This window comes from Streptomyces sp. NPDC031670 (genome assembly GCF_055580545.1).
In genome coordinates this window covers 1-24844 of record NZ_JBVILC010000018.1, presented here as the reverse complement: position 1 = coordinate 24844, position 24844 = coordinate 1, and the positions used below count along the sequence as shown (strand labels likewise).

General features: G+C 68.6%; 24 protein-coding genes and 5 pseudogenes. 13 read left to right on the top strand and 16 right to left on the bottom strand.

What is annotated here, in order from left to right; translation table 11 throughout:
* Nucleotides 1–274 precede the first annotated feature (274 nt).
* From ACZ5ID_RS28065 to ACZ5ID_RS28055, 3 genes are all read right to left on the bottom strand, one after another.
* Nucleotides 275–1144: a class II glutamine amidotransferase gene (locus tag ACZ5ID_RS28065; RefSeq protein WP_468903297.1), complete on the bottom strand. Its 870-nt coding sequence runs from the start codon at nt 1142–1144 to the stop codon at nt 275–277.
* 278 nt (nt 1145–1422) lie between these two features.
* Nucleotides 1423–1593: a hypothetical protein gene (locus tag ACZ5ID_RS28060; protein WP_468903295.1), complete on the bottom strand. Its 171-nt coding sequence runs from the start codon at nt 1591–1593 to the stop codon at nt 1423–1425.
* The gene (locus ACZ5ID_RS28055; RefSeq protein ID WP_468903293.1) at nt 1590–1823 is read right to left on the bottom strand and encodes a hypothetical protein; all 234 of its coding nucleotides are present in this window, start codon (nt 1821–1823) and stop codon (nt 1590–1592) included. The genes ACZ5ID_RS28060 and ACZ5ID_RS28055 overlap by 4 nt, the downstream gene beginning before the upstream one ends.
* A gap of 102 nt (nt 1824–1925) precedes the next feature.
* Here ACZ5ID_RS28055 and ACZ5ID_RS28050 point away from each other — a divergent pair.
* A pseudogene (locus ACZ5ID_RS28050) lies at nt 1926–2090 on the top strand (IS5 family transposase); the annotation flags it as partial.
* Between the two features lie 11 nt (nt 2091–2101).
* Here ACZ5ID_RS28050 and ACZ5ID_RS28045 read toward each other — a convergent pair.
* Nucleotides 2102–3058 (bottom strand): GlxA family transcriptional regulator, encoded by a 957-nt coding sequence (locus ACZ5ID_RS28045; RefSeq protein WP_468903291.1) that lies wholly within the window; start codon nt 3056–3058, stop codon nt 2102–2104.
* Nucleotides 3059–3151: 93 nt separating this feature from the next.
* Between ACZ5ID_RS28045 and ACZ5ID_RS28040 the strand changes: the two genes are divergently transcribed.
* Nucleotides 3152–3745, top strand: a complete 594-nt coding sequence (locus ACZ5ID_RS28040) for an MBL fold metallo-hydrolase (RefSeq protein WP_468903289.1) — start codon at nt 3152–3154, stop codon at nt 3743–3745.
* A 231-nt stretch (nt 3746–3976) separates the two neighbouring features.
* On the opposite strand, the gene ACZ5ID_RS28035 is transcribed toward ACZ5ID_RS28040, so the two are convergent.
* The 4 genes and pseudogenes from ACZ5ID_RS28035 to ACZ5ID_RS28020 all read right to left on the bottom strand — a co-directional run bounded on the left by ACZ5ID_RS28035 (nt 3977) and on the right by ACZ5ID_RS28020 (nt 6047).
* Nucleotides 3977–4555: a DUF3159 domain-containing protein gene (locus ACZ5ID_RS28035; protein WP_468903285.1), complete on the bottom strand. Its 579-nt coding sequence runs from the start codon at nt 4553–4555 to the stop codon at nt 3977–3979.
* Nucleotides 4552–4869 (bottom strand): DUF3817 domain-containing protein, encoded by a 318-nt coding sequence (locus tag ACZ5ID_RS28030; protein ID WP_468903283.1) that lies wholly within the window; start codon nt 4867–4869, stop codon nt 4552–4554. The genes ACZ5ID_RS28035 and ACZ5ID_RS28030 overlap by 4 nt, the downstream gene beginning before the upstream one ends.
* A 3-nt stretch (nt 4870–4872) precedes the next feature.
* Nucleotides 4873–5357 (bottom strand): annotated as a pseudogene (locus ACZ5ID_RS28025) (hypothetical protein).
* Between the two features lie 9 nt (nt 5358–5366).
* Nucleotides 5367–6047 (bottom strand): DJ-1/PfpI family protein, encoded by a 681-nt coding sequence (locus ACZ5ID_RS28020; RefSeq protein ID WP_468903281.1) that lies wholly within the window; start codon nt 6045–6047, stop codon nt 5367–5369.
* 189 nt (nt 6048–6236) lie between these two features.
* On the opposite strand from ACZ5ID_RS28020, the gene ACZ5ID_RS28015 reads away from it, so the two are divergent.
* Together ACZ5ID_RS28015 and ACZ5ID_RS28010 are read left to right on the top strand one after the other, a co-directional pair.
* Nucleotides 6237–7184, top strand: a complete 948-nt coding sequence (locus ACZ5ID_RS28015) for a GlxA family transcriptional regulator (RefSeq protein ID WP_468903279.1) — start codon at nt 6237–6239, stop codon at nt 7182–7184.
* Between the two features lie 762 nt (nt 7185–7946).
* Nucleotides 7947–9347 carry an MFS transporter gene (locus tag ACZ5ID_RS28010; RefSeq protein WP_468903277.1) on the top strand — a complete coding sequence of 467 codons (1401 nt, stop codon included), beginning with the start codon at nt 7947–7949 and terminating at the stop codon, nt 9345–9347.
* A gap of 366 nt (nt 9348–9713) precedes the next feature.
* Here ACZ5ID_RS28010 and ACZ5ID_RS28005 read toward each other — a convergent pair.
* A pseudogene (locus ACZ5ID_RS28005) lies at nt 9714–10483 on the bottom strand (IS701 family transposase); the annotation flags it as partial.
* Between the two features lie 212 nt (nt 10484–10695).
* On the opposite strand from ACZ5ID_RS28005, the gene ACZ5ID_RS28000 reads away from it, so the two are divergent.
* Both ACZ5ID_RS28000 and ACZ5ID_RS27995 read left to right on the top strand, forming a co-directional pair.
* On the top strand, nt 10696–11100 hold the full coding sequence (locus tag ACZ5ID_RS28000; RefSeq protein ID WP_065000105.1) for a type II toxin-antitoxin system PemK/MazF family toxin: 405 nt from the start codon (nt 10696–10698) through the stop codon (nt 11098–11100).
* 85 nt (nt 11101–11185) lie between these two features.
* Entirely contained in the window at nt 11186–11320 is a 135-nt protein-coding gene (locus ACZ5ID_RS27995) for a hypothetical protein (protein ID WP_468903273.1), read from the top strand.
* Between the two features lie 536 nt (nt 11321–11856).
* Here the strand turns inward: ACZ5ID_RS27995 and ACZ5ID_RS27990 are convergent.
* Nucleotides 11857–12297, bottom strand: a complete 441-nt coding sequence (locus ACZ5ID_RS27990; RefSeq protein ID WP_468903270.1) for a hypothetical protein — start codon at nt 12295–12297, stop codon at nt 11857–11859.
* A gap of 1017 nt (nt 12298–13314) precedes the next feature.
* Nucleotides 13315–15030, bottom strand: a complete 1716-nt coding sequence (locus ACZ5ID_RS27985; protein ID WP_468903269.1) for an RICIN domain-containing protein — start codon at nt 15028–15030, stop codon at nt 13315–13317.
* Nucleotides 15031–15759: 729 nt separating this feature from the next.
* Here ACZ5ID_RS27985 and pip point away from each other — a divergent pair.
* Nucleotides 15760–16725, top strand: a complete 966-nt coding sequence (gene pip, locus ACZ5ID_RS27980) for a prolyl aminopeptidase (protein WP_468903268.1) — start codon at nt 15760–15762, stop codon at nt 16723–16725.
* A gap of 546 nt (nt 16726–17271) precedes the next feature.
* Here pip and ACZ5ID_RS27975 read toward each other — a convergent pair.
* Nucleotides 17272–17418, bottom strand: a complete 147-nt coding sequence (locus ACZ5ID_RS27975) for a hypothetical protein (RefSeq protein WP_468903266.1) — start codon at nt 17416–17418, stop codon at nt 17272–17274.
* Nucleotides 17419–18151: 733 nt separating this feature from the next.
* Between ACZ5ID_RS27975 and ACZ5ID_RS27970 the strand changes: the two genes are divergently transcribed.
* Together ACZ5ID_RS27970 and ACZ5ID_RS27965 are read left to right on the top strand one after the other, a co-directional pair.
* Nucleotides 18152–18772: a hypothetical protein gene (locus ACZ5ID_RS27970; protein WP_468903264.1), complete on the top strand. Its 621-nt coding sequence runs from the start codon at nt 18152–18154 to the stop codon at nt 18770–18772.
* Nucleotides 18773–19002: 230 nt separating this feature from the next.
* Nucleotides 19003–19581 carry a hypothetical protein gene (locus tag ACZ5ID_RS27965; RefSeq protein ID WP_468903262.1) on the top strand — a complete coding sequence of 193 codons (579 nt, stop codon included), beginning with the start codon at nt 19003–19005 and terminating at the stop codon, nt 19579–19581.
* 124 nt (nt 19582–19705) lie between these two features.
* Here the strand turns inward: ACZ5ID_RS27965 and ACZ5ID_RS27960 are convergent, their stop codons facing one another.
* The 3 genes and pseudogenes from ACZ5ID_RS27960 to ACZ5ID_RS27950 all read right to left on the bottom strand — a co-directional run.
* Nucleotides 19706–20185, bottom strand: a complete 480-nt coding sequence (locus tag ACZ5ID_RS27960; RefSeq protein WP_468903260.1) for a cupin domain-containing protein — start codon at nt 20183–20185, stop codon at nt 19706–19708.
* A 36-nt stretch (nt 20186–20221) separates the two neighbouring features.
* A complete protein-coding gene (locus tag ACZ5ID_RS27955; protein ID WP_468903257.1) occupies nt 20222–20557 on the bottom strand; it encodes a zinc-binding dehydrogenase in 336 nt (111 codons plus the stop codon).
* Between the two features lie 460 nt (nt 20558–21017).
* Nucleotides 21018–21629, bottom strand: a pseudogene (locus ACZ5ID_RS27950) (recombinase family protein); the annotation flags it as partial.
* 108 nt (nt 21630–21737) lie between these two features.
* Here ACZ5ID_RS27950 and ACZ5ID_RS27945 point away from each other — a divergent pair.
* The 3 genes from ACZ5ID_RS27945 to ACZ5ID_RS27935 are packed head-to-tail and all read left to right on the top strand — an operon-like array spanning nt 21738 to nt 23335.
* Nucleotides 21738–22775 (top strand): YihY/virulence factor BrkB family protein, encoded by a 1038-nt coding sequence (locus ACZ5ID_RS27945; protein WP_468903255.1) that lies wholly within the window; start codon nt 21738–21740, stop codon nt 22773–22775.
* A complete protein-coding gene (locus tag ACZ5ID_RS27940) occupies nt 22772–23128 on the top strand; it encodes a PRC-barrel domain-containing protein (RefSeq protein WP_468903253.1) in 357 nt (118 codons plus the stop codon). The genes ACZ5ID_RS27945 and ACZ5ID_RS27940 overlap by 4 nt, the downstream gene beginning before the upstream one ends.
* A 36-nt stretch (nt 23129–23164) precedes the next feature.
* Nucleotides 23165–23335 carry a hypothetical protein gene (locus ACZ5ID_RS27935; RefSeq protein ID WP_468903251.1) on the top strand — a complete coding sequence of 57 codons (171 nt, stop codon included), beginning with the start codon at nt 23165–23167 and terminating at the stop codon, nt 23333–23335.
* Between the two features lie 634 nt (nt 23336–23969).
* On the opposite strand, the gene ACZ5ID_RS27930 is transcribed toward ACZ5ID_RS27935, so the two are convergent.
* Nucleotides 23970–24110: a hypothetical protein gene (locus ACZ5ID_RS27930; protein WP_468903250.1), complete on the bottom strand. Its 141-nt coding sequence runs from the start codon at nt 24108–24110 to the stop codon at nt 23970–23972.
* Nucleotides 24111–24463: 353 nt separating this feature from the next.
* On the opposite strand from ACZ5ID_RS27930, the pseudogene ACZ5ID_RS27925 reads away from it, so the two are divergent.
* Nucleotides 24464–24742, top strand: a pseudogene (locus ACZ5ID_RS27925) (ArsC/Spx/MgsR family protein); the annotation flags it as partial.
* Between the last annotated feature and the right edge of the window lie 102 nt (nt 24743–24844).

Sequence of the window (24844 nt, the reverse complement as noted above, 5' to 3'; positions counted from 1 at the left end):
ACCCGTGACGCGGCCTCGGTGCGTGTGTTCGCCTTGCGGCGGCCGGGCTGTCCTGGGTACTGCGGCAGCGCTTCCCCCTCGCCGCCGGAGGTCGAGCGCCGACTGGCCGTATTGCAGGAGGCCCGGAAATCGTCATGGGCGTACCGGTACGTCGGAAAGGGCACGGTTCCGGTTCCCCGGCGCGGAACGGGCGCGCCGTCAGGCCATCGACGGCGCGCCGTCCGCCCCTTACCGGCACCATGACTTTGTCAGTGGGCCTCGGTCGGGGAACCTTTCAGGTGGCTTTCTGGGAGGCGGCTGCGTCGGGGTGCAGGTCGTCGAGGGTGAGTTGGTGCGTAGGTGAATCGGGAAGGGCGACCTGGCGGCTGAGGCGGAGGTCGGGGCCGACGTGGAGCAGCTCGCCGGGTTCCATCGCGTGCCAGTGGGGGTTGTCGTCCATGCGCTCGCTGGCGACGACGACAGCAGGGTGCTCGGCAAGGTGCGACGAGTGGATGCGCATCCGGCCGTGGCTGCCGCTGTGGTCGAGGTGCCGGCTGCCGTGCTGGCCGCCCGCCCGGCGCTCGAGGACGTACAGCTCGTGGGTGTCGGGGTAGCGCAGTGCCCAGAGTTCCTCGGGGGTGGTGAGGATCAGGTTGATGGCGTAGACGGGCAGGTTCTCGGCGATCCATCGGGCGGCCTGCCGGATGCCCGCGGTGACGTCACCGTCGTGCCGCCGGGTCTCGCGGGTGATCAGGGCGAAGAACCGCTCGGAGTCGGTGTCGCCCTTGACCAGCGAGCGGTCTTCGCCCAAGTGGTCGTCGAGCTTGTCCAGGCCTTCGATGACCCCGTTGTGCGCGAAGAGCCGCCCGTCCTGTTCGAAAGGATGAGTGTTGCGCATGTCGAGGCCGCCGGTGGAGGCGAAACGCACGTGGGCGATGAAGGTCGCCGACTCCACCTCTCGGGCCTCCTCGGCGAAGACGCGGTCGCGGTAGGCCGCGATAGGGGCCTTGTGGATGCGCGGGGTGCCGCCGGCGGTGAAGTGGCCGAGGCCGGTGCCGTCGGGGTCGCGGCGGCTCTGCCGCCTCAGACTGTCGGGGGCGTCGAGAAGCCAGAAGGTGGCGTGCGTGCGTTGCGGGGCACTGCTGAGGCCGAAAAGACGGCACACGGCATTCCTCCAGAGGGGTCGGCCGGCCCGTGGCGGCCGGTGCAGGGCCGGCGGTTCGTGGCCGGGGTCAGTGGCGGCCGGGTCGCTGGTGATTCTTGGTCTCCGCTCCGTGGGCGAAGCCGTCGGCCTCCTCATCGCGGTGAGGTTCAACTGTTGCTTGTCCAGTCGGGCAGGACGCAGCACAGGTCTTCGAGGAGCAGGTCGACCCAGGTCGTGGTGGGGAGGAAGGACCCAAAGCCCCCCACCAGCACAGCACAGGTACCATGTCTTCGCCCGTATCACGTGCAGTCCCGGTGGTGGCTGGTCCGCTCGAGGGGCTGGATGGGGTCGGGGTAACAGCCGAAGAGCAGTCCGGCCGCAGCTGCACCTTCGTCCTCGCCGTTGGCGGCCTGGGTCAGTGCCGCGCGGCAGGCCCGCACCGTGTCCAGGGTTTCGGCGGGCAGGATCAAAGCCCGTACGCAACCGGGGGGGGGGTATCGGTCGTCGCCAGGTCGCCGACCAGTTCGGCGGCGCCCCGCCAGGTCAGGGCAGAGACCACGTAGGGGGTGACGTTGAAGGTGGCCGCGGCAGCGGCCCCCACCGTCCGCAGTACCTCACCGGCCAGACGGGCGTGGGCGTTCTGGGCGATGCCGGCGGGCTGCAGGACAGGCCGGTCGGACTGAGCGTGACGGCTGCGCATGAGGCAGCTCTGCCCACACAGCCGCTCCGAGAATCCCGACCCCGACCGGGGCGCCGCCGACCGAGCCGTCGTGGCGGGGCGTCCACGATCCCCGCCGTCAGGCTCCTGCGACGCCGATTCCGCAGGCAGGAAGGCCGCGAGGAGGGACCCGACCCCGGTGAGCAGGGTATCGACGCTGGCAAGAAGATCGTCGGAAGGCAGCGGAGCATCGTCATCGACACCGTCGGACTCCTCTCGCGGTCGTGGTCACCGACCGCGAGCGTGAAGGCCGCGCCAACTTACGGCGTGCTGGTGAAGGAGCGGCGGTAGGAGCGGGGTGGGACTCCGCGGCGTCGGATGAACTGTTCGCGCAGGACGGCTGCGCTTGCGTATCCGATCTGATGCGCGATCTCTTCGATGGGGAGGTTGGTGGTTTCGAGGAGTTCTTCGGCTCTGCTCAGTCGCAGGTTGCGTAGCCAGGCGTGTGGGGTGGTGCCGGTGGCGGCGGTGAAGCGGCGGGTGAAGGAGCGTTTGCTCATCAGGGCGCGGCGGGCGAGTTCCGTGACGGGCAGTGGTTCGTGGAGGTGGTCGCGGGCCCAGGTGAGGACTTCGGTGAGCTGTTTGTCCTGGCCGTCCTCGGGGACGGGCGCGGTCAGGTATTGAGCCTGTCCGCCGTCGCGGTGGGAGGGCAGGACCATGTCCCGGGCGACGGTGTTGGCCATTGTGGTGCCGTATTCCCGCCTGAGCAGGTGCAGGCAGAGGTCGATGCCTGCGGCGGCTCCCGCTCCGGTGAGGATGTTGCCCTCGTCGATGTAGAGCGCGGTGGGGTCCACGGTGATGGGTGGGTGGCGGTCGGCGAGCAGGTCGGCGAAGCGCCAGTGGGTGGTTGCCCGTCGGCCGTCGAGGAGTCCGGCGGCGGCGAGTGTGAAGGTGCCGACGCAGTGGGCGGCGATTACGGAGCCGCGCTGGTGCGCGGTCCTCAGCGCGTCGAGTACGGCAGGGGCGGGCGGTGTGCGGAAGTGGGCGCCGGGCAGGGCGATGAGCAGATCGGCGTCGGCGAGGTGGTCCAGGCCGTGAGCGATGGAGAGGGGTATGCCGTGGTCGGTGGGCACGGGTCCGGGGCGGTCGGCGCACAGGGCGAAGTCGAAGCCGGGCAGGGCCGTTCCGTGGGGGCCGAACACTTCGGTGACGATGCCGACGGCGAGCATGCCGACGCCGGGCGGGACGTAGGCGGCGACGGTGGGGAAAGGCGGCATGGGGTGCAGTGTGGCACACGATGGCACGAATCCTGCGATGTGCGGCTGCTGTGCCACTCGTGAAGGGCTGCGGCACCGGGAAGGATGGGGGCCATGACAGACGCACCGCTCGGCCGCAGCGCCGTGTACAAGGTCCTGACCACCGGTTACGTGGGCTCCACCGGCCCCGGGGTTGCCGCAACCGTCTCCTACGTGCGTGACGCGGGACGTCACGTGATCTTCGACCCGGGCATGGTGGCCAGCCACGACGACATCCTCGCTCCGCTGGCCGAACTGGGCCTTGGCCCCGAGGACATCACCGATGTGGTGCTCAGTCATCACCACCCGGACAACACCATGAACGTGGGTCTGTTCGGCCGTGCCCGGGTGCACGACCACAAGGTGGAATACCTGGGTGACCAGTGGAAGAACCGGGACGCGGAGGGCTACGAACTCACCCCCTCGCTGCGGCTGATCCGCACCCCGGGTCACAGCGCCGAAGACATCACCCTGCTCGCGGGTACGGAGGCGGGCGTGGTGGCCTTCGCGGGCGACCTGTGGTGGCACGCGAACGGCCCGGCGGACGACCCGGTAGCCCCCGACCGCGAAGTGCTCCGCGCCTCCCGGCAGCGGGTGCTGGCCGCGGCGGACCTGATCGTGCCCGGCCATGGAAGCCCGTTCACAGCCGACGACAACACTCCCCGCTGAAGAACAAACCGTATGCGTGGGGGAGTGTGGCGCCTGGCCCATGATCTCGCCGGCGCAAAGGCGTGTTGTGCGGGTGACGGCGCCCGCACCAGCTAGGGCTTCTGGCCCCGAGTTTGACGTTCAGAACCGGTGGCAGGGGTGCAGGGGGGTGGTGCCTCCTTCCCTTCTATGCGGGGCCACGCTGCGTACAGCGCCAGGACTGCTTGCGATTCCCTGGATGCCGGATCTGTATCAGGCGGCCGGGTCGCGGTGGCGGGCCACGGTCATGCGCGACAGGGCCAGTGTGGCGGCGGTGATCCCGGGCCACAGCACTCCCATGACGACGTGGAGGACACCGAGCCAGGCGATCTCCGCACGACTGTAGAGGGCGGCCTGCGCAGCCAGACTCGCCAGGCACACCAGGCCGATGCCCACGGTGATCCAGCGATAGAAACGGTGCAGGGGCAGTTGCGAGTGCCAGCGCGGTGGGCCGCCCACGACCCGATTCGCCACCAGGCCGGCCAGGGGACGGCCTGCCAGCACCGACAGCAGGCAGGCCGCCCAGGATGCTGCGGGCAGCAACATGGGCAGCAGGAAGAAGCCCCGTGCCTGCCCGGTCCCGACCGCCACGGCCGCGCAGGCCACCGCCAACAGCGCGCCCACCGCCGCATGCTGGAGGTACCGGCGGGCCCGCAGACCGCAGGCGAGGACCAGTACACCGGCCGCTGTGGCCGCTACGAGGGCGGTCCGCAGCCCTTCGGCGCTGTAGGCAGCCACGAACGCCAGGGTCGGCGCCGCCGTAGCAGCGAGCCCGGGAAGGCGGTCCCTCATCGTGCCCCCGATCCCGTGTCGGGAGCGGCCTGCGCGTCGGCACGCTCCAGGGCACGGACCGCGAGCAGGCCCCCGATGCCAGGGATGACGGCAAGCAGCGTGGCGCCGGTGCTGCGGTGTGGATCGCGCCGGGTGGCCAGGACGCCGAAAAGCCAGGCGACCCCGTGCACGGGCCCGAACAGCGCGGCGATCTCCCGGTCGTTCCCGGTGGTGAGGTTGACCAACAACACGGCGAGGCTGACCAGTTCGATGGTTGCTGAGGCGCGCAGCGGCCTGCGTGCGCGCCGTGGCGCGGGTATGGAGTGGGCGGTCATGGGTCACACTTCCGTGGTGGGGCCGGGGCGGAGGATCATCAGGACGGTGACCGTCGCCCAGAGCTGGTTGAAGGCGCCGGGCGGCATGGCCAGGCGCGCGGTCTGCGTGCGCTCGACGGCCGCCGTCCCGGCCGCGGACTCTGCCAGCGGGGCGAGGAGACGGTCCTGGGCCGGTAGAACCAGCAGTGCCAGCAGTGCCAGCAGTGCCAGCACCCATGCAGCTGCACCTGTCAGTGCGATCGACATGATCAGTCAGGGGCTGTCCAGGACGTGGAGCTTGCTCGCGGTGGCGAAGCCGAGGACGGGAACGGCCAGGCCGAGGGCGGCGTAGACCCGCTAGACGCGGTGCAGCATCGTTAGGTGGCGGGTGTCTCGTGCTGGTCGGGCGTGCCGGCGGCACGGCAGACCGCGGCGGGAAACACGCTGTCCGCCACGGTCACCGGTCCGACGGCGGCGACGATCGCCGCGAGCACGTGCAGGCTGAGCAGGAGCTTGGGTCAGCGCGACTGCTCGCTGACGGCAGGGAACATCGGCACCACCCCCTGGTCGCGCCAGACGACGCCGCGGCGCTCGTAGGCGAACAGTTGCTCCACCGCGAGCGCGACTTTCGGCCCGACCTCCCGTTCCAGCAGATACAGGCCCAGATCGAGGCCAGAGGTGACGCCGCCGGCGGTGACGAGGTCGCCGTCGTCGACCACCCGGCCCGGGACGACCTGCACACCGCCCGCGCCCAGCAGGTCCAGCCCCTGGTGATGGGTGGTGGCGTGGCGGCCGTGCACCAGCCCGGCCATCGAGAGCACCAGCGACCCGCCGCAGACCGTGGCCACCGTTGTGCCCGCTGCAGCCAGCGCGTCGGCCAGCAATGTCGGGAGCTTGGTGGTCAGCGCGCGGCCGAGGATCGCGGGAACCTGTTCCTCAGCAGAGTCGTCCGCGCCCTGCCCGGGGAGCCTGCCGGCCGCGCCCGGCACAACGACCAGGTCTGCGCGATCCGGGGCCAGAAGAGCGGCGGCCGTCAGCGCGACGCCGGGTATTCCGCTCGGTACCTGCCCGGCCCCTTCCGCAGAGACCAGTTCGACGGTCACCCGGTCGGTGAAGGCCCGGGCGGCGCTGAAGACCTCGAACGGAGCCATGACATCCAACGGGTCGAAACCATCGAAGAGGACGAACTGTGCCAGCATCAGCGACTCTCATTTCCCTCGGTTCCTGACTGCCGCGCTCACGCTAGGCGGCACAACAGACCCCGAACCATGGGCTCGAATGACACAACTCAACGAGTTCTCGCCACTTCGCTGACCAGTACCTTCGTGGCCCTCAACTTCTGGGCCTGCAGGGTGTGTTACGGCAAGAAGTGGGCGTAGCCTGCGGAGATGCACACCGTGGCGATTCTTGCGCTGGACCAGACGGTGGCCTTCGACATGGCCATCCCGGTCGAGGTGTTCGGGCGCGTACGCCTGCCGGACGGGCGTCGCCCCTACCGGGTGCGGGTCTGCGGAACCCGGCCGGAGGTGCCGACCGAGACGTTCACCATCCGTGCGCCCTGGGGGCTGGACGGCCTCGCCGGTGCCGACACGATCATCGTGCCCGGCCGGGAGGAGCACGCGGGGCCGCCCCCGGCCGAGGCTCTTCAGGCACTACGTGACGCCGCCGCCGAAGGCGCGCGCATCGCCTCGATCTGCGGCGGCGCCTTCACCCTGGCCGCCACCGGCCTGCTGGACGGCCTGGCCGCGACCACCCACTGGATCGCCGCCGACCAACTCACCCGGCAGTACCCGAAAATCGACGTGCGCCCGGACGTTCTCTACGTGGACAACGGCCAACTGCTCACCTCCGCCGGGGCGTCCGCCGGCATGGACCTGTGCCTGCACCTGGTCCGCCGCGACCTGGGCTCAGCCGTCGCGGCGGACGCCGCCCGACTGGCCGTCACCCCCCTGGAACGGGAGGGCGGCCAGGCCCAGTACATCGTCCATGAACTCCCGCCCCTGCCTCGCGGCTCACTTCTGGAACCGACACTGGCCTGGATCCAGGACCACCTCGGCGAGGATCTCACTCTGGAAGCCATGGCCGCCCGCTGCGCCATGAGCACCCGCACCTTCAGCCGCCGCTTCCGCGAACAGACCGGCACGACGCCACTGCAGTGGCTGCTCCGCGCACGCGTCCGACACGCCCAGTACCTACTGGAGCACAGCGACCATCCCGTCGAACGTATCGCCGTGCAGGCCGGTTTTGGATCCGCGACCGCCTTCCGTGAACGGTTCAAACGCGTCGTCGGCACGACACCGCAGACCTACCGGGCCACCTTCCGCCGTTCTTGCTGAAACCCGGGTCACGCCCACGGGGGCGTTGCACCGGCGGCCACCCGGTGCCTCGGTGGTACCGACCCACCGCGCGGGCCAGCACCCACGCGCCGATCTTCGTGGAGTGGGATCACCCCCGCGTGCGCGGGGACCGCAGGTTCGAGGCGAAGGGCACGAGGTCTCTGACGCGACCGCCTGACCGACGGCCGCGTCAATACCACGACGTACACCTACAATCCGTGGAACCTCTCGGAGTTCGCCATCGACCTACGCCCACGACGACCGCGGCCAACTGTGACTGAGTTCCCCATCCGGCGGGTGAGTGCTTGAGTAGGCGGACGTGAGCGTCACGGTTGGCGGCTGTGCGCACGATCTGGTGTGCGGCGAGGCATGCGGGTGTTGTACTGTTTTTGAGGTCCTGTGCCGAGTTTTCGGTGACAGTGACCGGACTTCCTGTTCCTTCTGTGTCGATCTTGGGGTGACGTCTTATCAGCCAGGCCATGTAGTCGTCCGTGTTCCCCGCGTGCTGTGTTGTCGCACGTGTCCGGGGGCGGACGTCGCGCTGGCCTGAGTCGCGTCACCCATCCCCGCAGTTTTCCTTCCCGGGTGCAGCTCTGCCGTCTGCCCCGGGTTTCGCGTTTTTCGGCCCCGGTGTGGCTGTCGGCAGGGCTCCCCGATTCCTTTGGATCAGGAGTTCCCGTTTTGTCTTCCTCCGTGCTCGGCAGCGAGCCAGTGCACACCACCAGCCAGACCCCGACCCAGTCATCATCTGGACCGTCGAAGATGGCTATGGGGGCCTGGATCGCCCTCCTGGTGCTGCTGACGGCCGAGCTGATGAACATGCTCGACCAGTCGGTCGTCCTGACAGCCCTGCCCGCGATCCAGGAGTCGACCGGCGCCGGACCGGTCGCGGTGCAGTGGCTGACCACCGCCTATTCCCTGCCCGTCGCCGTTGGGCTGATCACCGGCGGGCGGCTCGGTGACATCTACGGCCGCCGCAGGATGCTGCTCATCGGCACCGTCGTGTTCACGGCCGCCTCGCTGCTGTGCGGTCTGGCGACCGGCCCGGGCGTGCTGATCGGCGCCCGTCTGCTGCAGGGCATCGGCGTGGCCGTGATGATTCCGCAGGTCCTGGCGACCATGCACGTCACCTTCGAGGGCCACAACCGCAGCAAGGCGTTCGGCCTGTACGGGGCCGTCCTGGCCATCGCCAACGTCCTGGGCCCGGTCCTGGGCGGCGTGCTCACCCAGGCCGACCTGTTCGGGCTGTCCTGGCGGCCGATCTTCCTGGTCAACGTGCCCATCGGCCTCGCCGTACTCCTCCTCGGACGCACGTTCATCCCCGAATCGACCGTCCGCACGGCCGCCCGGCTCGACTTGGCCGGCGTGCTGCTGTCCAGCCTGGCCATCGTCCTGATCCTCTTCCCGCTCACCGAGGGCCACGCCCACGGATGGCCGCTGTGGTGCTTCGTCATGCTCGCCGCCGGCGCCCTTGTCCTCGGTGTCTTCCTGCGCCACCAGCGGCGCAGGCAGGACAACGCCCCGCTGGTGACCCTGCCCCTCTTCCGCGTCAGGCAGTTCTCCGGGGGCATGGCCGCAGACCTGCTGCACGGCCTGCTGTGCGGCCTGTTCTTCATGACCTGGACGCTGTACCTGCAGCGCGGACTTGGTATGAGCCCGCTTGAGGCGGCTGCGGCCTTCGTGCTGCTCTCCGTGGGAGAACTGGGCGGCGCGACGGTCGCAGCGAAAACCGCCGGGCGTTTCGCCCGCCGTCTGCCGCAGGCCGGAGCCCTCATCGCGACCGCTGCGATGGCCGCCTACGGGCTTCAGATCGGCAGCCACCACGCTGGCCTGACCCTGTTGGCAATGACCGCTCCGGTGGTGCTGATCGGTTTCGGCCTGGGCATGGTCTCCGGCCCGCTCGCCGATTTGTCGCTGGCCCGGGTCCCGCACGAGGACGCCGGCTCGGCCTCGGGCTTGTTCAACACGGCCATTCACCTGGGCATCGCACTGGGCACGGCGCTGACCGCCGTGGTGTTCTTCGCCGTCACCGGTGGCTCTCGCGATGGCGCGGTCAACCGCGACGCATTCCTCACCGTGCTGTGGTGGGCCAGCAGCCTCCTGGCCCTGATGTGGGCGCTGATGTTCTGCCTGCCCAAGCACGCGAACAGCCACGACGACTGAGCCACCTCCCACGGGCGGCGGTTCCCGCACCCGGGTCGCCCCCGCCCCCCGCCCTCCGTTGATTCCCGCGGCAGGCCGCAGGGTGGCGGCCCATGCTCGTTCTCACGAACAAAGCCACGAATTCGCAGTCCTGCCCTCCACCGTCCTCCTGACCGCGAGCGTCAACGAGGAAATCGGCAAGGAATACGCAAAAGTGGCGGCTGACGGCGCTCTTGGTGCACTCACCCAGCTCTCGGCCTGTGGTTAACGCAGTCCAGGTCACGGGGGGCGTCAGAACTTGCCGGAATCGCGATTGAGAGACACGTCACGTCAGCGATCCATCGCCTGGTACTCCAGTTGTAGATCGTGATCTTCATGTCTGGTTCGCAGGTCGATGACGGCCCAGTCGTAGTAGCGGTACACCTTGGCGCCGGTCCCGGCCGACAGGTTCTGCCAGGCCCGCGTCGGGACTTTCGCAGCCAGGACATCTGCGCGGAACTTCCCGGCATCGGTGGTCACTTCATGGGAGCAGGCGACGGCGAGCGCGTAGCCGACCTGGCGCTCTTCCAGCGCCGCCCGCAGCTCCGGATTGCCGCCGTAGACCTCGTCACCCGCGACCCAGCCCGCGCGGTGCCCAGCCTCTAGGAACCGGCCGATCATGCGGGCGGCCAGCTCTGGCTTGGTCGCGAAGACGGCGTCCTCGCCCAGCCCCGCTGCCCGGCAGCGGTCCGGGTCGCACGTCCACGAGCGCGGGATGTACAGCTCACGGTCCACCGCCGCATGTCCGCGGCGGCCTGCGTAGACGAGGTAGCCGGCGACCTGTGCGTTTTCGATCCTTCGGCGGTGCCGGTGTACTGCCGCTGGACACCGACGGTGTGCGTGCCCTTCTTCACGTCCCCCGTCTCGTCGACCACCAGCACCGCGTCATCGTCGTGGAGGTGCTCGACGACGTATTCGCGCACATCGTCGCGCACGGGGTCGGCATCCCACTTGGCCCGGCCGAGCAGGTGCTGCATGCCGTCCGGGGTGGCTTCCCCTGCCCACTCGGCGATCGACCAGGAGGCCTTGCGCGGCAGGTCCGACAGCAGCCCCGGCACCAAGTCCCCCACCCGGCGCCGGGGTTCAACCCGTGCGAACCGGCCTGCTATCCGGGACATCAGGACCTCGAACGCCTCCTGCCAGCGGGCAGGGTCTACGCTGTGACCCGCGGCCACCGCATGAACTTCAGTCTTCACACACCGATGATCGACGGTGGCCGCACCCGTCTTCGCCACCCGTCGGTCACGACGTGCGAAGACGGGGCCGTATCCCTTGCGCGTCCCGCTCGGGACACGCAGCGTCGCCCGCCGTCTCGTGCCAGGAGGACCACATGCAACGCGGCGAAGTCTGGTGGGTCGACTTCGACGAGCGACGCCCGGTCGTGCTGCTCTCGGATGACGAGTCATCCGGCTTCCAGGCGATGCAGGTCGTTGCTCCAGCGGGCGTCGACATCAGCGGCCTGGGCGTTGAAGTGGCGATAGGCGCCCTGGAAGGACTGCCCTTCGAAGGTGTGCTGCGGTTCGCGTTCCCGCGTCCAGGCTTTACTCCTTGCACCTGGCTGACCACCGTGGCCCGGGATGATCTGATCGAGCGGGCGGGCGTGTTGTCGTCCGCGAAGCTCAGCGAGGTCGGGGAAGCCCTTCGTGCCGCTGGACAGAGGAGGGAGTGGACCCCGATGACCGCTGCCAGGCTCCACGAGATCAAAGATGCCCGCCGTCTCGGAGGACTCGAGTAGCGGGCGCCTCTGCTGGCCGGCTCGATCTCGTCGGCGACCGGCGGCGGCCCCCTCTCCGCCACACAACATCGCCTAGGCTGCCGCGGTGATCGAGACCTCTCCGCTCCCCGGCGAACCCTCCGAACTGCGTTTGCGTATCGCCTATGTCGACGAACTGTGCGACACCCCCGACGCTGACACGCCGGAACGGTGGGATGTGGCCGTCGCGCACCGCCGATAGGTGCACGACCACCGCCGATGCCCGGACGCGCCGTGCGAATGCCGCACCGACGCGTGCCCGGTGTACGCCGGTTCGGGTGAATCCGGCCCGGTCGGCGGCCAGTTGTGCGCCTGACCACGCGCTGCTCAGCGCCCGGGGAGCCGCAGCCTGCCCGACCGCGCAGCTGGGCCCTTCCGACCGCGTCCGCCAGACGCGGACCGGCGGGGCCCGGAGACGCACAGGATATCGCCGCACCCGGCCTGCCCGTGGCGGGCACTTCACACACGTAGACACGAAGTCACGCAAGGAGCGGCCCCGCCCCCTTCGTGATCATGGAGCTGCGGCTGCAGGGAGCCGGGCCGCAAAGCGTTGCAGGGGTGCCTCTCCGGCCGGGGAGGCACCCCCACAGCACTGTCCAACTGGCCCTCTCGTTCATCCGGCTTTCGCCTGCGAACCGCCCCCACCAGGAGATCGGAGCTCCGCTGCCCACGTGCGGCGTGCGTCGGCACGGGGAACAGCGGCTCCGGCCCCGTGCCGGATCGCCGGCCGGGCCGCTGTCAGCTGATGTCGAACCGGACCGAGTACTTCTGGGTGCACGAGCTGTTGAACCCGCCCGAGTACTTGCAGATGTTGTACTCGATGTACCCCGTCGTGTTGCCCTTCAGGGTGGACGGTGAGTACCAGAACGTCCTGCCCTGGCCACTGCCGCTGCCCGCCCCCATCTCGAAGGAGTCGTCGGCGACCTGCTCGCCGCCGGGGATGTGCACCGTCCAGTTCAGCTGGACCGAGTGGCTGTCGGCCGCGGTGTCGTTCACCAGGGTCTGCAGGCCCAGGTTCGAGTTGGTGGCGTACGTCATCAGCGTGGCGTTGCCGTAGCTCGCGGTCACCTGGCCCGTGTACTCCGTCGCGGCGGTCGCGTCTCCGGCCGTCACCAGCGCCAGCGCGGCGGCTGCCGGAACGGCGACCTTGGCTATGCGTCCAAAGGAAATCTTCTTCACGCCAGTCTCTTTTCTCGTCCGTGGAGCTGAATTGCCAGCCGACTGCCGCAGCCTTCCGGCAGCTGACCGCTGGAGCGAGTCGCACCTTCGTGGCCGACGCGGACGATGCTGGCACCACCCCTTAACAGAGCGATAACACGCCGCTAACGGGCATTTCCCTGTGCACAGCGCAGTTGGCTCGGAGAGTTCGGAGGAGTCCCCGAGGGCGACCAGGCGGATGACGCCGCCGAGGGGGTGACCACTCGGGCGCGCAGGCGGGTGTGTTCGGCAGGCGCCCCGCCGTCGGCCGCAAAGGGGTGCACGGGATTGCGGTCGGGGTGTGTTCGGTGGCCGTCGACGGTGTCCCCGTTCACCGTCGCTGAACCTCTTTCCTTGTGAAGAGCTGCAGGGGAGGAGGGGTGGGCGGCTGTGACGGTGCGTCCGATGCGCCAGGTCTTGAGTGGGGTGAAGGCGCGTTTGCCTCTCCCGATTGTGATTCGTGCTCAGCCGCGAAAAGTCCAGGGAGATAACCAGGCTGGAACTGAACGACGAAGGTGGGTCGGGGCTCTACGAGATCAATCTCTTCACCGATCGAAGGAAGGTGTGGTGGTGCCGGTCGCGGATTTCGGTGTCACGGTGGTGATCACCGTCTGACCGTCAGGATGTGCCGCCCGTACGGCCTTCTCCACCTCTTCCCTCTTTAGGGCTGGTGGGGCGGGGGCCAGTGACGGCTTCCGCGGCCTGATCCGCATCGTGCCGGACAGGGAGATCGTGTCGCTTACGGCTGATCCGGCCCTGCCCGCCGTGCCATCCGCCTACGGCCGTCACGTCTCCTTCCTTGCCCTCCGCACGGCATCGCGGAAACCAGTGCGCGTGCTCGGCCAATCTCGACCTCGGCCCGCTCGGCACCCTGCTCCGCGCGAGGAGTGAGGCGCCCCGCACTCGCGGGGCGCCTCACTCGTGCCGTACTACCGCGCTCGTGTGGGGGTCCGCGTCAGCGCCGGTGACATCGCGAAACGGGAGCCGCACGAGGTGGGGCTAGAAGCCCTTGACCACCCAGTCCTGGACGTCGGGCGTGGGGCTGCCCTGGGTCCACAGGGTCAGCCAGACGCCGTTGCCCAGGGAGTTGCCCTTGGGTGTGATGGCCTTGCCGTAGGCGTTGACGGCGACGCCGTCCGCGGCCGGGGAGAACCTCTGGACGTCGCTGGCAGGGTTGCAGGTCCACAGGGTCAGCAGCGCCCCGTTGGTGTTGGCTCCGTTGGCCTCGGGCGTGATGCACTTGCCGCTCGCCTTGTGGACGATCAGACCGTTCTCGTACTTCCATCGCTGGCTGTCCGAGCCCGTGCAGCTCCACACGGTGATGGGGGTGCCGTTGGCGGTGGCGTTGCCCTGGGGGGTCGCGCAGACGGAACCCGCCTGGTGGAAGTTGGTGAGCCAGCTCCAGCCGTCGACGGGCTTACCGGCTTCGGGGTCGACGTTGAAGACGACCCGACGCGGTCCGCTGGAGTCCACCAGTGCCTCGTTGGCGCCCCAGATCCGCTTGGCATGGGGGTCCCACGACAGGCCCTGGGTCAGCTGTGGTGCCTGGGTGAGGACGTGCGGTGCCTCACCGGGCTTGGCCGCGTGGATGCAGGAGTAGAGGTCGGTGCCGCCCGGCCAGTACGTCGGGCAGGTGCCGCTCATGTAGTAGGTGGTGCCGTCGGTGGCCGTGCCCTGGATTCCCCACACGGGAGAGGTGTAGCCCGTGGTCTCCGAGGCAACGGTGGTGGGCAGACCCGTTCCGAGGGCCGACAGGGGCCAGCGGACGATGCGCGCACCCGCGCCGTTCCGGTTCTCCGCCGAGACCAGGACCGGCGTCGCACCGGAACTGTCGATGCTGAGGCTGCTCAGGCACAGCTCGCTTCCGACGGCCGGGCCGCAGGCGCGGGGGCTGTTGTTGACGTACGCCGTGGAGAGCTTGTCGACCTGGGCGGTGCTGACGGTGCTGTAACGCGCGACGAGCGGCATGGCCCAGAGGTGGTAGCGGGCGGAGGTCTTGCCCGCGGCCAGACCGGTGGAGGCGCTCGTGGTGTCGGTCATGCGCCACATACGCGTCAGATCGAAGACCTGCAGTTCCGCGCCGTTGGCGACGAACAGCCGGTTGCCGTACCAGGCGACGCCGTCCGAGTGCGAGGGGTACTGGAGCGACTTGAAGTTGCCGCTGATCGGTTCCACGAGGGCGATGTGGCCGTACTTGACCTGGCCGCCGGCCGACTCCGCGATCGAGACCCTCGCATAGTCCTCGATGGTCGACGGAGTGCGGCCGCTGACATACGTGCCGTGGTACCAGGAGGTGGCGGTCAGGGAACGCCCCTGGTAGAGACCGTCAGGGGTGGCGGCATGCGAGCCCGCGAAGCCCTGCGGCATCCAACCACCGGCACCATCGGCGTAGTTGGACCGGTCGTCCTCGTCGTCCCAGCAGTAGCCGTCGGGCTTGAGGGCGGCGTTGAGGCCGGTGGCGTGGCAGAGGCCCGGGCGTCCCGTGCGGGTGCCCAGGACGTCGGTGACGGACGCCTTGGTGACTCCGGAGGTCTCGGCCGAGTCGATGAGGCTGGTCTTGTCCCCGTCCACGCGCGTGAGGGTGAAGTTCGCGGCGAACGGGTCCAGGCCGGAGGCGGCCTGGGCGGGCTGGACGGGGAGCAGGAAGGAGGCGGCTACGGTCGCCCCGAGGGTCAGCTGGGCGAGGCGGCTTCTTCGTCCGAACAAAAGTTTCATTTGGCGAGGTTAACCGCTGGCTGCCCGCCATGATCATTTATTTCACACGGTCTCCACGCGGACTGTGAGACCGCCCAGCCCAGGACGCGGCGAGTTCACGGTCTCCGCTGTGGCCCGGCCCGTCGAGGGGGCAGGGACAGCAAGGGCGACGGGCGGGACTCAGTAGAGCTCCCACCGCCCTGACGGCGGCGATAGTAGAGCTCCCACCGCCGTGACGGCGGCGATAGTGGTCATATATGCCTGACTTGCAGCCCTTCCTCCCGACTGATTCAGCGCTGGACACAGAACGCTATTCCGCGACTACTGATATTCGGTGATCGTTCCCGTCAGGATGGGGCGGGGTTACGACGAGACCTTGGCATGCCGGTCCTCACCGACCACGCACCACTGCTTCAGCCAGGATCGGGAGAGCCCGGATCTCGGCCCTGATCCTGTCAAGGAGCGAGTTCGGCATGGCGAAGGCCGCGGAACACCGACGATGTCGTCCATCCGCACAGCGTGGCGCGCATCGTCGAACGGAACGCGGCCTCGGCCGTGCTGATCTCTCCAGCCCGATCCTCGCGGACGCGACCGGCATGCACCGCCACACCGCACTCCGCCGGGTCGCGTGTGCCCGAGGTGACTGGGCCGAGTACCTCGCCGCGTGAGCTGGGCGTAAATCGGGAGACGTCTTCCCGGTGGGCGGCTAACCTCGCGAAGTTGTCTTTTGCGCCTTCGGGAGGAGACCTCATGGCCCAGCCGTTCCCGCCCACCGAACCGTACGCGCACGGCCTCCTCGATGTCGGTGACGGAAATCAGATCTACTGGGAGACCAGCGGGAACCCCGATGGGAAGGCGGCCCTGTGCGTGCACGGCGGCCCCGGGAGCGGAGGGCGCCGCGGCAGTCGCAAGATGTTCGATCCCGAGGTCTTCCGGGTCGTCCTGTTCGACCAGCGTGGCTGTGGTGAAAGTCGGCCTCACGCCTCCGACCAGTCCGTCAGCCTCGATCACAACACCACTGACCACCTCATCGCCGATATGGAGCGGTTACGGGAGCACTTGGGCATAGAGCGCTGGCTCCTCTACGGCGGCTCCTGGGGCTCAACACTGATCCTCGCCTACGCTGAGCGCTATCCCGAGCGGGTCTCCGAGGTCGTCATTGTCGGAGTCACCATGACCCGGCCGGAGGAGACCGACTGGCTTTACCACGGGGTGGGACGCCTGCTGCCAGGCCCCTGGGAAACATTCCGTGACGCACTGCCGGAGGCGGACCGGAGCGGCAACCTCGTGGCCGCCTACAACCAGTTGCTGAACAGCCCTGATGAGGCGGTCAGGGTGAAGGCAGCGCGGGACTGGTGTGCTTGGGAGGACGCCGTCATCGCCCATGAGGCACTCGGTCATCCGGGCGCCTACAGTGACAAGACTGACAACGCGCTGATGGCCTTCGTCCGGATCTGCGCGCACTACTTCGCGAACAACGCCTGGCTGGAGGACGGCCAACTGATCCGTGAGGCGTACCGGCTGGCCGGTATCCCAGCGGTGCTGATCCACGGCCGGCTCGATCTCGGTAGCCCGTTGAAGACCGCGTGGGAGTTGTCCAAAGCGTGGCAGGACGCGGAGCTGATAGTGATCGACGACTCCGGACACACAGGTAGTCCCGCGATGCAGGACGCGGCCCTGGAAGCGATCGCGCGATTCGGTAAAAGCGGGCGGTGACCGGCACCGCACGGTAACGGTACTTTCCCAGCCCCAGAGGAGCCCGGCCGCGCGGCATCACCAATGCCGTGGAGCGCGAGAGCGCGCAGCCGGAGGATGTGGCCGACGTCGTTGGGGTCCTGGCCGAAGTAGGGGAGTGCGCCGCCCTCCCGACACCGTCGACCTCGACCTCACCGCAGGGTTCGGACAGGCCGCGAGGACGTCCGTGAGCGCGGAGTGTTCGACGGCGTCGATATCGAGGCCCCAGCGGATCTTGTCGGCGATCCAGTCTGGGGCGTACTGGCAGCGATAGGCGGTGTACGGGGGAAGCCAGGAGGGCCTGGTCCGCTTTGGGCCGGTTGGAGGCGGCGGAGACCGCAATCAGGGCCCGGTCGTCGCCGAGATCGTTCGCATAAGCCTCACGCTCTGCCGGGCTCCAGGACTCGGTGCACTCGCCCTCGCCGCGAGCTGGATCCCGGCCGCCGGTTCGGCCAGTGCCACAAGCTGGCATACCGAGCGGAACTACGCCACCGGGCGGTGCCTCGACGCCAATGCCGCCGGCCAGGTCTACACCTCGCCCTGCGGCCCGTCCGACAATCCGTACCAAACCTGGTACCCCTCCAGCGGACCGAACGCCGGGCCCGTCGACTTGGCCACGAAGCGCATCCTGGACAGCAACGCGGCGGGCCAGGTGTACACCTCGGTCCCGAGCACCGGCACCAACCCCTATCAGACCTGGAACTGGGTGTAGGCCGTGTAGGCCCTTGGCCTGCCAGGTCCGTTACGGGAAGACCGCGATGTCGAGGCCGCTGCGACAGCACGACCCTCCACCGGCTCGTTCCGCTCACGAAAGTGCGGCCCGGCGCCCGCCGTCACCAACGCGGCGGGCCCGCACCGGCTCCGCGGTGCGGGCGGGACTGCCGCGCACGTTCCGCGACACGCGTCAGCCAGGTCGTGAAGCTCGGTCCTGCGGGCGGTCAGGCAGACGAAGTCCTCCCGGAAGCGAGATGCTTCCCCCCGGGCCTCAAGTTGGGCAGGCTCATCCCCGCAGCCGGAGGCATGGTCTCCGTCAACGGCGCCACGTTGTCCGGCGGCAGGGTCCACTTCGCGCATGCGCGCATTCATGCCGAAGCGTCCATCAATTGGGGTCCGTTGTCGGTGAGCAGGCCGAGTTGGAGGTCGAGCGCCAGCAGGGTCTGGCGGGCGCCCGGTTCGCCGGTGATTACGAGGCGGGCGTTGGGCACGCACGGTCTCGCGTGTGGGGCTGCCGGCCACCGCCAACCGCACCGTACTTCCCGCCGCATGGTTTTGACGCCGTCCCACACGCCCGGCGGGGTGCGGCAGGCCATGGTGATGCCCTTATACGGCTGCCTGTCCGCCTCGTCGGGGACGGCTTCAGGTGGACCGCCTTGACCTCAAGTGCACTTGATGCTCAAGGGTCGGGGGTATGACACGTTTCCTGGATCTCGTCCACCCCTCCGCCGGAACGGCCCTGATGAGCCAGTGGCTCACCGGCACCGCCGAGCGTTCTCGCACCGCCGCCGACACCATGCTGGGGGAGTGGGCATCGGCCCCCGCGCCCCCAGGGCGCCTGGCACAGCACATCTTCCTCGCCACCGACGGCTCCGGGCTTCTCTTCTACGCCCAGTGGACCAGCGACGAGGCCCACCTGGGTTGGGCCCGAGCGCATCGCGCCCAGCTCGTCAGCCGTGTCGACACGCTCGTACCAGGCATCGAGCGCCCCGGACTCACCCGCACTCGTCTCGCCGACAGCTTGGTGCACGACGCAACACCGCCCGCCGGTCTGCTCGTGGTGAGCACGGCGGCGGCATACGAGGGGAACGACACGGCGGTGCGAACAGCCAGCATGCCCCCGCCCGGGCTGCTCGCGACGTACGTCCACCGCACACGGGACGGCGAGCAGACGATACTCGTCACCGAATGGGACGACGCCCGCGCTTATGAAGCCGCCAGGACTGCCGGCTCCGGTCGGCAATACGCCCTCTACGGGGGCGTCCTCGACGAGGGCGGTGCCGACGGCTTGACCCTCCCGCTACGTCAGGCCTGAGGCTGGAGGCGAACGGAAGGCGATGACGTCGAGGTAAGTCTCGCCGTGGCGGGCGCTGGCTAAAGCCATCGTCCTGAACCCGAGCCGGTAACAGCCGGCGGTCTCGGACCCTGACGCGTCACCACGAGCCGACCGACATCACGAGTTCAAGTTCAGTAGTCCTGACGGGTTGCCAGTGATGCGTTCGCCCGGCGTTTCGCGGCCGAGGCCGGAAGCGTAGGGTGCCGGGTGTGATCGAACTGAACTACCGGGCGGTGGACCGGAATCGTCCGGCAACGCTGTACGTGGTCCTGGCACTTGTCATCCTGGTCGCCGAGGGGTCCGTTGCGTTCCTCAAGCTCGGCGCGGTGGGCTTTTTCTGGCTGACGGGCGGAAGCATCGCCCTCCTGGCCCCGCTTCTTCTCCTGTCGTCCCGGAGCTGGAGCAGGGTCGGGGCCGACGGAATAACCATCTGTTGGGGCCTTGGGCATGGCCGCACCTACCCCTGGCACGAGATCCGGTGGATCGACGTGCGCGAGACCAAGGGCCAGGGCTCGTCGTGGTACGCGGTCCGGATATTCCTGGAGGGCGGGCGGCGTCGTTCGCTGCCCGGGCTCTACCGCAGCGACATGCATCCCGCCCCCGACTTCGACGAGCAGTTCCAGCGGGTCGTCAACTGGTGGGAGCTGAGCACGGACCAGACCGCACGGGTCCGGCCCCCGAAGCAGTTCCGGGACCGGCTGACTCCCACCGTGGTCGGCCTCGTCGTCGTACCCGTAGCCGTGGTCGTCGTGGTGGTCGTCGCTCTCGTGATCCTCGCGCCGCACTAGGGTCTTCTCCTGACCGGCTCGGCGCTGACCTGAGTGGGCAGACCGTCCAGACCCGCAGTCCAGCCCTGCACCTCTGGGCGCAACGAAAACCCCCGTCCCCGGCAGACAGCTGTGGCCCACAAGCTCACCGACACCACGACCCCGTGGCACGAGGCCTCGACGGTGCCCTGCATGTCCTACGACATCGAGATCGCCATGGCCCTGGCTGCCCGACGTCACCGATGCGCGTGAAGTACTCGTCCTGGCCGGCGGGGGTGCACATGCACAGCATGCGGGCCGGCGCGCCCGATGCGTTGCGGAAGTTGTGCGGTGCGTTGGCCGGGATGTCGATCGTGGACCCGGCCTGCACGGTGTGCTTTTCGCCGCGGAAGGTGAACTCGATCTCGCCCTCGACGATGGTGAACATCTCCTCGAAGTCGTGCCGGTGCCGCGGCGGGCCGCCACCGTCGGGGACGTGCATGTCGATCAAGCAATATTGGCCGTCGGTCTGCTCGCCGGTGACCAGCATGCCGTAGGTGTTGCCCACCAGTGAGATGTACGTCGTGCCGCGGTTGTCAGGGTTCGCCACTCTCAGAGAGCACCACGGATCGTCGACGGGAATCATCGTGGTCGTCTCCTTCACAGCTCAGTCAGGAGGGCGTCAGACGCCGGGCGTGACGACGACCTTGCCGCTGGGCAGTACGGCCGCGGCAGCGTCGGCGTGCAGGGCCGGCAACTCGGCCAGCGGCACCCGCCGGGAAACCTCGACACGCAGCTCGCCGCCTTCGACCAGCTCCACCAAGTGCGACAACTGCTCCGCGCCGCTGCGCACGAACAAGTCGATGCCGCGTACCCCGCGCTCCTCGTCGGTGGGCGCGGGCATCCACACGGTGGTGTTCACCAGGACACCACCGGGCCGGATAGGACCGAGGAACGCGGCCAACTGTGCCGGTTCGACCGGCGCGAGGTTGAGTACGACGTCGACCGGCTGGCTCACCGCCGCGACAACGTCGGCGGTCGTGTGAGTCGACGCTTGCTGCCGTAGGCAGCCGAGGTGAGCCCCGAGCCAGGCGGGGACCTACCGCATCTCGGTGTTCGGGTGGGGCCTGGGACTGGAGCCGGTCGCGCCGGTAGCTCTCCTCGGCGGTGAGCGGGCCCTCGGGCCGGCGGATGCGGACGGGCTTCGGCCGCAGCGGCACGCCGACGTCCACCGCGGCGGCTTCGGCTTCCGCGAGGGCCCGGTGCAGCGAGGCGACCGAGGGGGACTTGCCCGCGTTCTTGCCAGTCTTGATGGTGAGCTTCTTGGCGATCTCGGGGACGGGGACGCCGTTGTCCCTGAGCGTGACGGCAAAGGTGAGCACGTCGTCGTTGATGACCTTGGGCCGTCCGCCATGGTCCCCCTTGGACGCGACGATGACCTGGGCTTCGAGGGTCTTCTCCCGGACGTAGTTGTGCTCGATCTGCCCGGCGACCGCAAGGACGGCGAAGAACATGGCGGCGAAGAACATGGCGCCCATGCCGTCGGGGTCGTAAGCCCCGGTGAGCGGGCCGATGAGGAGTCCGAGCCGGATGCCGCCGGCCTGGAGCTCGGCGGACAGCGTCATCAGCTCGGCCGCGTTCCTGGCCAGACGCTTCAGCTCGTGCACGGTGAGGATCACCGGCGTCTCGGGGTCGGCCTCCTTGAACTGATGGGCCAGTGCGAGCGTCTTCTCCAGCACAGGCCGGACCTTGACGCGGGTGCTGATCTGTTCCTTGAAGACCTTGTGGCACTGGGCGCGGTGGCGGGCTTCGAGCTCGCTCGCCAGCTCCTGGCGGCCGGTCGAGGTGCGGGCGTATCCGATCCTCACCAGCTGCTCGGGGCGGGGCGGGGCGGGGCGGGGCGGGGCGCGGGCACGACGGCGAGCGCGGGGCCGCTTCCATGGGGTTCCGCCGCGAAAAGCTCCAAAGCCGCCAGTTGTTGATCTTGAAGCCCTGAAGAGTGAGGGAGTTGGCTGTTCGGGGGAGTAGCGGATAAGTTCTGCGGCACGGACAGATGCGGGTATACCGGTATCTCCAGGCAGATCGCGCATCGGTGAGAGGGGCGTGACGGCCGGCGTGACGTATGAATGGCTCGCCGGGGAACCCTGCCAACAGGAGCCGGACGACGGCATACGGCACGAGGGGAAGGCGCCCGCCTGATGAGCAGCTCGCCAACGCCTGCGTTCGAGCCGGGCGGCGCCGACCGCGCACCGCTGCCCCGCTCGGAAACAGAGCCCCCGGCACGCTACTTGCAGCCATCCCGGGCAGCCGCCCCGCCCTTGCCGCCCCCGACGTACGCGCGCGACCTGCCGGGCTGGCAGCACATCGGTACCGCTCTGCGCCGGACCCCTGCCTCGGTGTGGAACGACAACGTGACCGACGTCGCTGCTGCCCTCACCTATTACGCGGTGCTTGCGCTCTTCCCGACGCTCCTTGTCACGGTCTCACTGTTGGGAATCGTCGGCGCTTCGACCACCGACAGCCTGATCAGTAACGTGATCGCTGTCGTGCCGGCTGAGTCCCGCCCCGTCATGCAGAGCACGTTGCAGGGCATGGCGGAGCAGCACACAGCTGCTTGGACGCTGGCCGTCTTCGGCATGATCGGCGCCCTGTGGTCCGCCACCAGCTATCTGGGGGTCTTCCGCCGGGCCCTTCACGTCATGCACGGTGTTGAGGACCTGCGCCCGGCGTGGACGACGGCGCCACGGCTGGTGATGACCGCCCTGGTGCTGCTGATGCTCCTGGTTTCCAGTGCCCTGGTGCTCATTCTGACCGGCGAAGCGGCCCACACCGTCGGCCGGCTTGTCGGCATGGGCAGCATGGCCGGCACCGCATGGAACGAGCTGAAGTGGCCGTTTCTGCTGTGCCTGGTCGCCATCATGGTGCTGGTGCTGTTCCGCTCGGGCCCACCCGGGACACGCGGGGTGCGACAGAGGCTTGTGGGAGACGCTCTGGCCGTGGCCCTGTGGCTCGTCGCCTCCGCCGGCTTCGCCCTCTACGTCTCGCACGTCGGCACGTACAACCGGCTGTACGGGTCGCTCGCTGGGATCATCGTCTTTCTGGTGTGGCTGTGGCTGTCCAACCTGGCCCTCCTCGCTGGAGCTCAGCTCAACGCCGAACTGGCCAAACTTCGCGCAGTGAGAGGCTGCGCTGACCGCACCGAGACGACACAGCAGAGTGAGGCGGACAGACCATGATCCACGCAGCCGACATCCGTGAGTGGCGCAACCGCAGCGTCGTTGATCCGAAGGGCCGCAAGATCGGTGTGCTCGAAGCGGTCTATGTGGACACCCGCACTGACGAACCGGCCATGGCCACGGTCCGCATTGGGCTCCCCACGCGTCACCAGCTGGCTTTCGTGCCTCTCGACGAGGCGATCCTGGGACCGGACTACGTCAAGGTCTCCTACGACAAGTCGCTGGTCAAGAAGGCGCCTACGATCGGCATGGATGACATCCTGCCCGCCGAGGCAGAAGAGGCGATCTTCCAGCACTACGACCTGGCCTACCAGCCGGGCGCGGGCGGCGAGAGGCAACTCGCGCGCCGGTGACCGTCGCGTGCTCATCCCGAAGGAGGTGTTCGTGTCATGGCTCTGTTCCTGTTTCTCGTGCTGGTCGCGGTCGTGCTGGGAATTGTCGGCGTGGTGGTGAAGGGGCTGTTCTACCTGTTGATTATCGCCATCGTGGTCTTCGTGTCCGCTGTGGCCTTCATCGCGGTGCGCTGGTCCCGGCGCTCCGGTCGCCGCCCCATCCGTTAACGCCAGACAGCCCGCACCTGCCACGGCGGCCAACCGACCCTAGCCCCGGTGGCGTGACCTTCCCGGCCTTGGGACTGGTGGGCGCGCATGTTGAGGCGTCGCTTATTCCTGCCAGGATCACCCCGCTGGTCACCCTGAGCCATGGCCGAAGACTCTCGCTTTATGGCCACACTCTGGCGTGCTCTTTCGGAGTCGCTTATCATTCGAGAACTGATTGAGGGCGTGACCTCGCGGCTGCGTGGACCCATAACGGTCCGCTGCTTTCCAGGGGTTACACCGTCTCAGCCAACCATCGTGCTTCGGTGGTCGGGCTGAGACGGCATGTCTCGGAACGGCCACCCTCACAGAAGGATGTCGGCCGTTGAGTTCCGGACCTTTGACGCGCCTCCTGCTCGTCGCCCTGGCAACTGTCCTGTCCCTGCTAGTCGCAGTCATCGCTGGTGTGCTGTCTTGGGCAGCGGACGGAAGCGTGCCACGTGCCGTGCTCTGCGGTGGTGGGGCATTCGTCGTATGGATGACCCTCTCCGTCTCGCTGTACTCAGCCCTGGGTCTGCTCGACAGGGGCGTCGGGTAGGGATGATGTAGAGCCCGGCCGACCGGAGTTCTCCCCGTGCTCTTCCTGATCGATCTGGTGTCACCGTGTGTGGTCGCCGGGGCTGGTCTCGTCACAGGTTTCTGTCTGGTGGTCCCGGTAGCCGATCCAGTCGCGCTGGCCGGCCACAGTGACCTTCTGGCTGTAGCGGGCGTCGGGATCATGCGGGGTGACGATCTCCATCGTCGACCTCGGCACCCGTGCCGATGCAGGATCCGGCCGGCCGTCGGATGAGGACTTGCCGGTGTTCCTCTGCTCGGTCGCCCTGGTTGGTTGGCACGGTCACGCGTCGACTTCGCTGCCCGCCACCGCAATTGGTCCAACTTGTCGTGCCAGTACCGCTGGACCCAGACCTGCCGCAGGACCTGCATCGACCTTTACTTCCGCAGACCGGGCGGGGCGTCGTCGCGATAGACGGCCTGCAGGATGTGCCTCATAGCTGCCGACCCTTCCCAACACCCACGCCAGCAGGTTCTGAGGCTGGCTGATGAGGAGAGGTAGAAAGCCCGTAGGAGTCCGCGGCGGAAACGATTAGGGTCCGCTGCCATGTGGAGGACGTGCCGAGCGAGGGCGAGACCAAGGACGTACTCGACCGGCTCGGGCTCGAACCGTGGGACATCACACGCACTCAGGAGGCCGTCGCCAAGGAGCTCGGGCTCAAGAAGTGGGCGTGGGAGGCCGGTTCGCGTGAGTCGTGCATCAAGGCCCTCGCCGGGCACCCGAAACTGATCCAACGGCCGGTCATCACGGCGGACGACAGCACAGGGGTGGTGGCGCGTACCGACGAGGCCGTGCGCGACGCACTGTCTCGGTGATCAGGCCTAACTGGCCCTAACAAAGGCGTTGGACGTGGCGGTGGGTGATGAGGCAGACGGCGAGGCCGAGGAAGGCTTCGTGGATGTCGTCGCGTCGTTCCC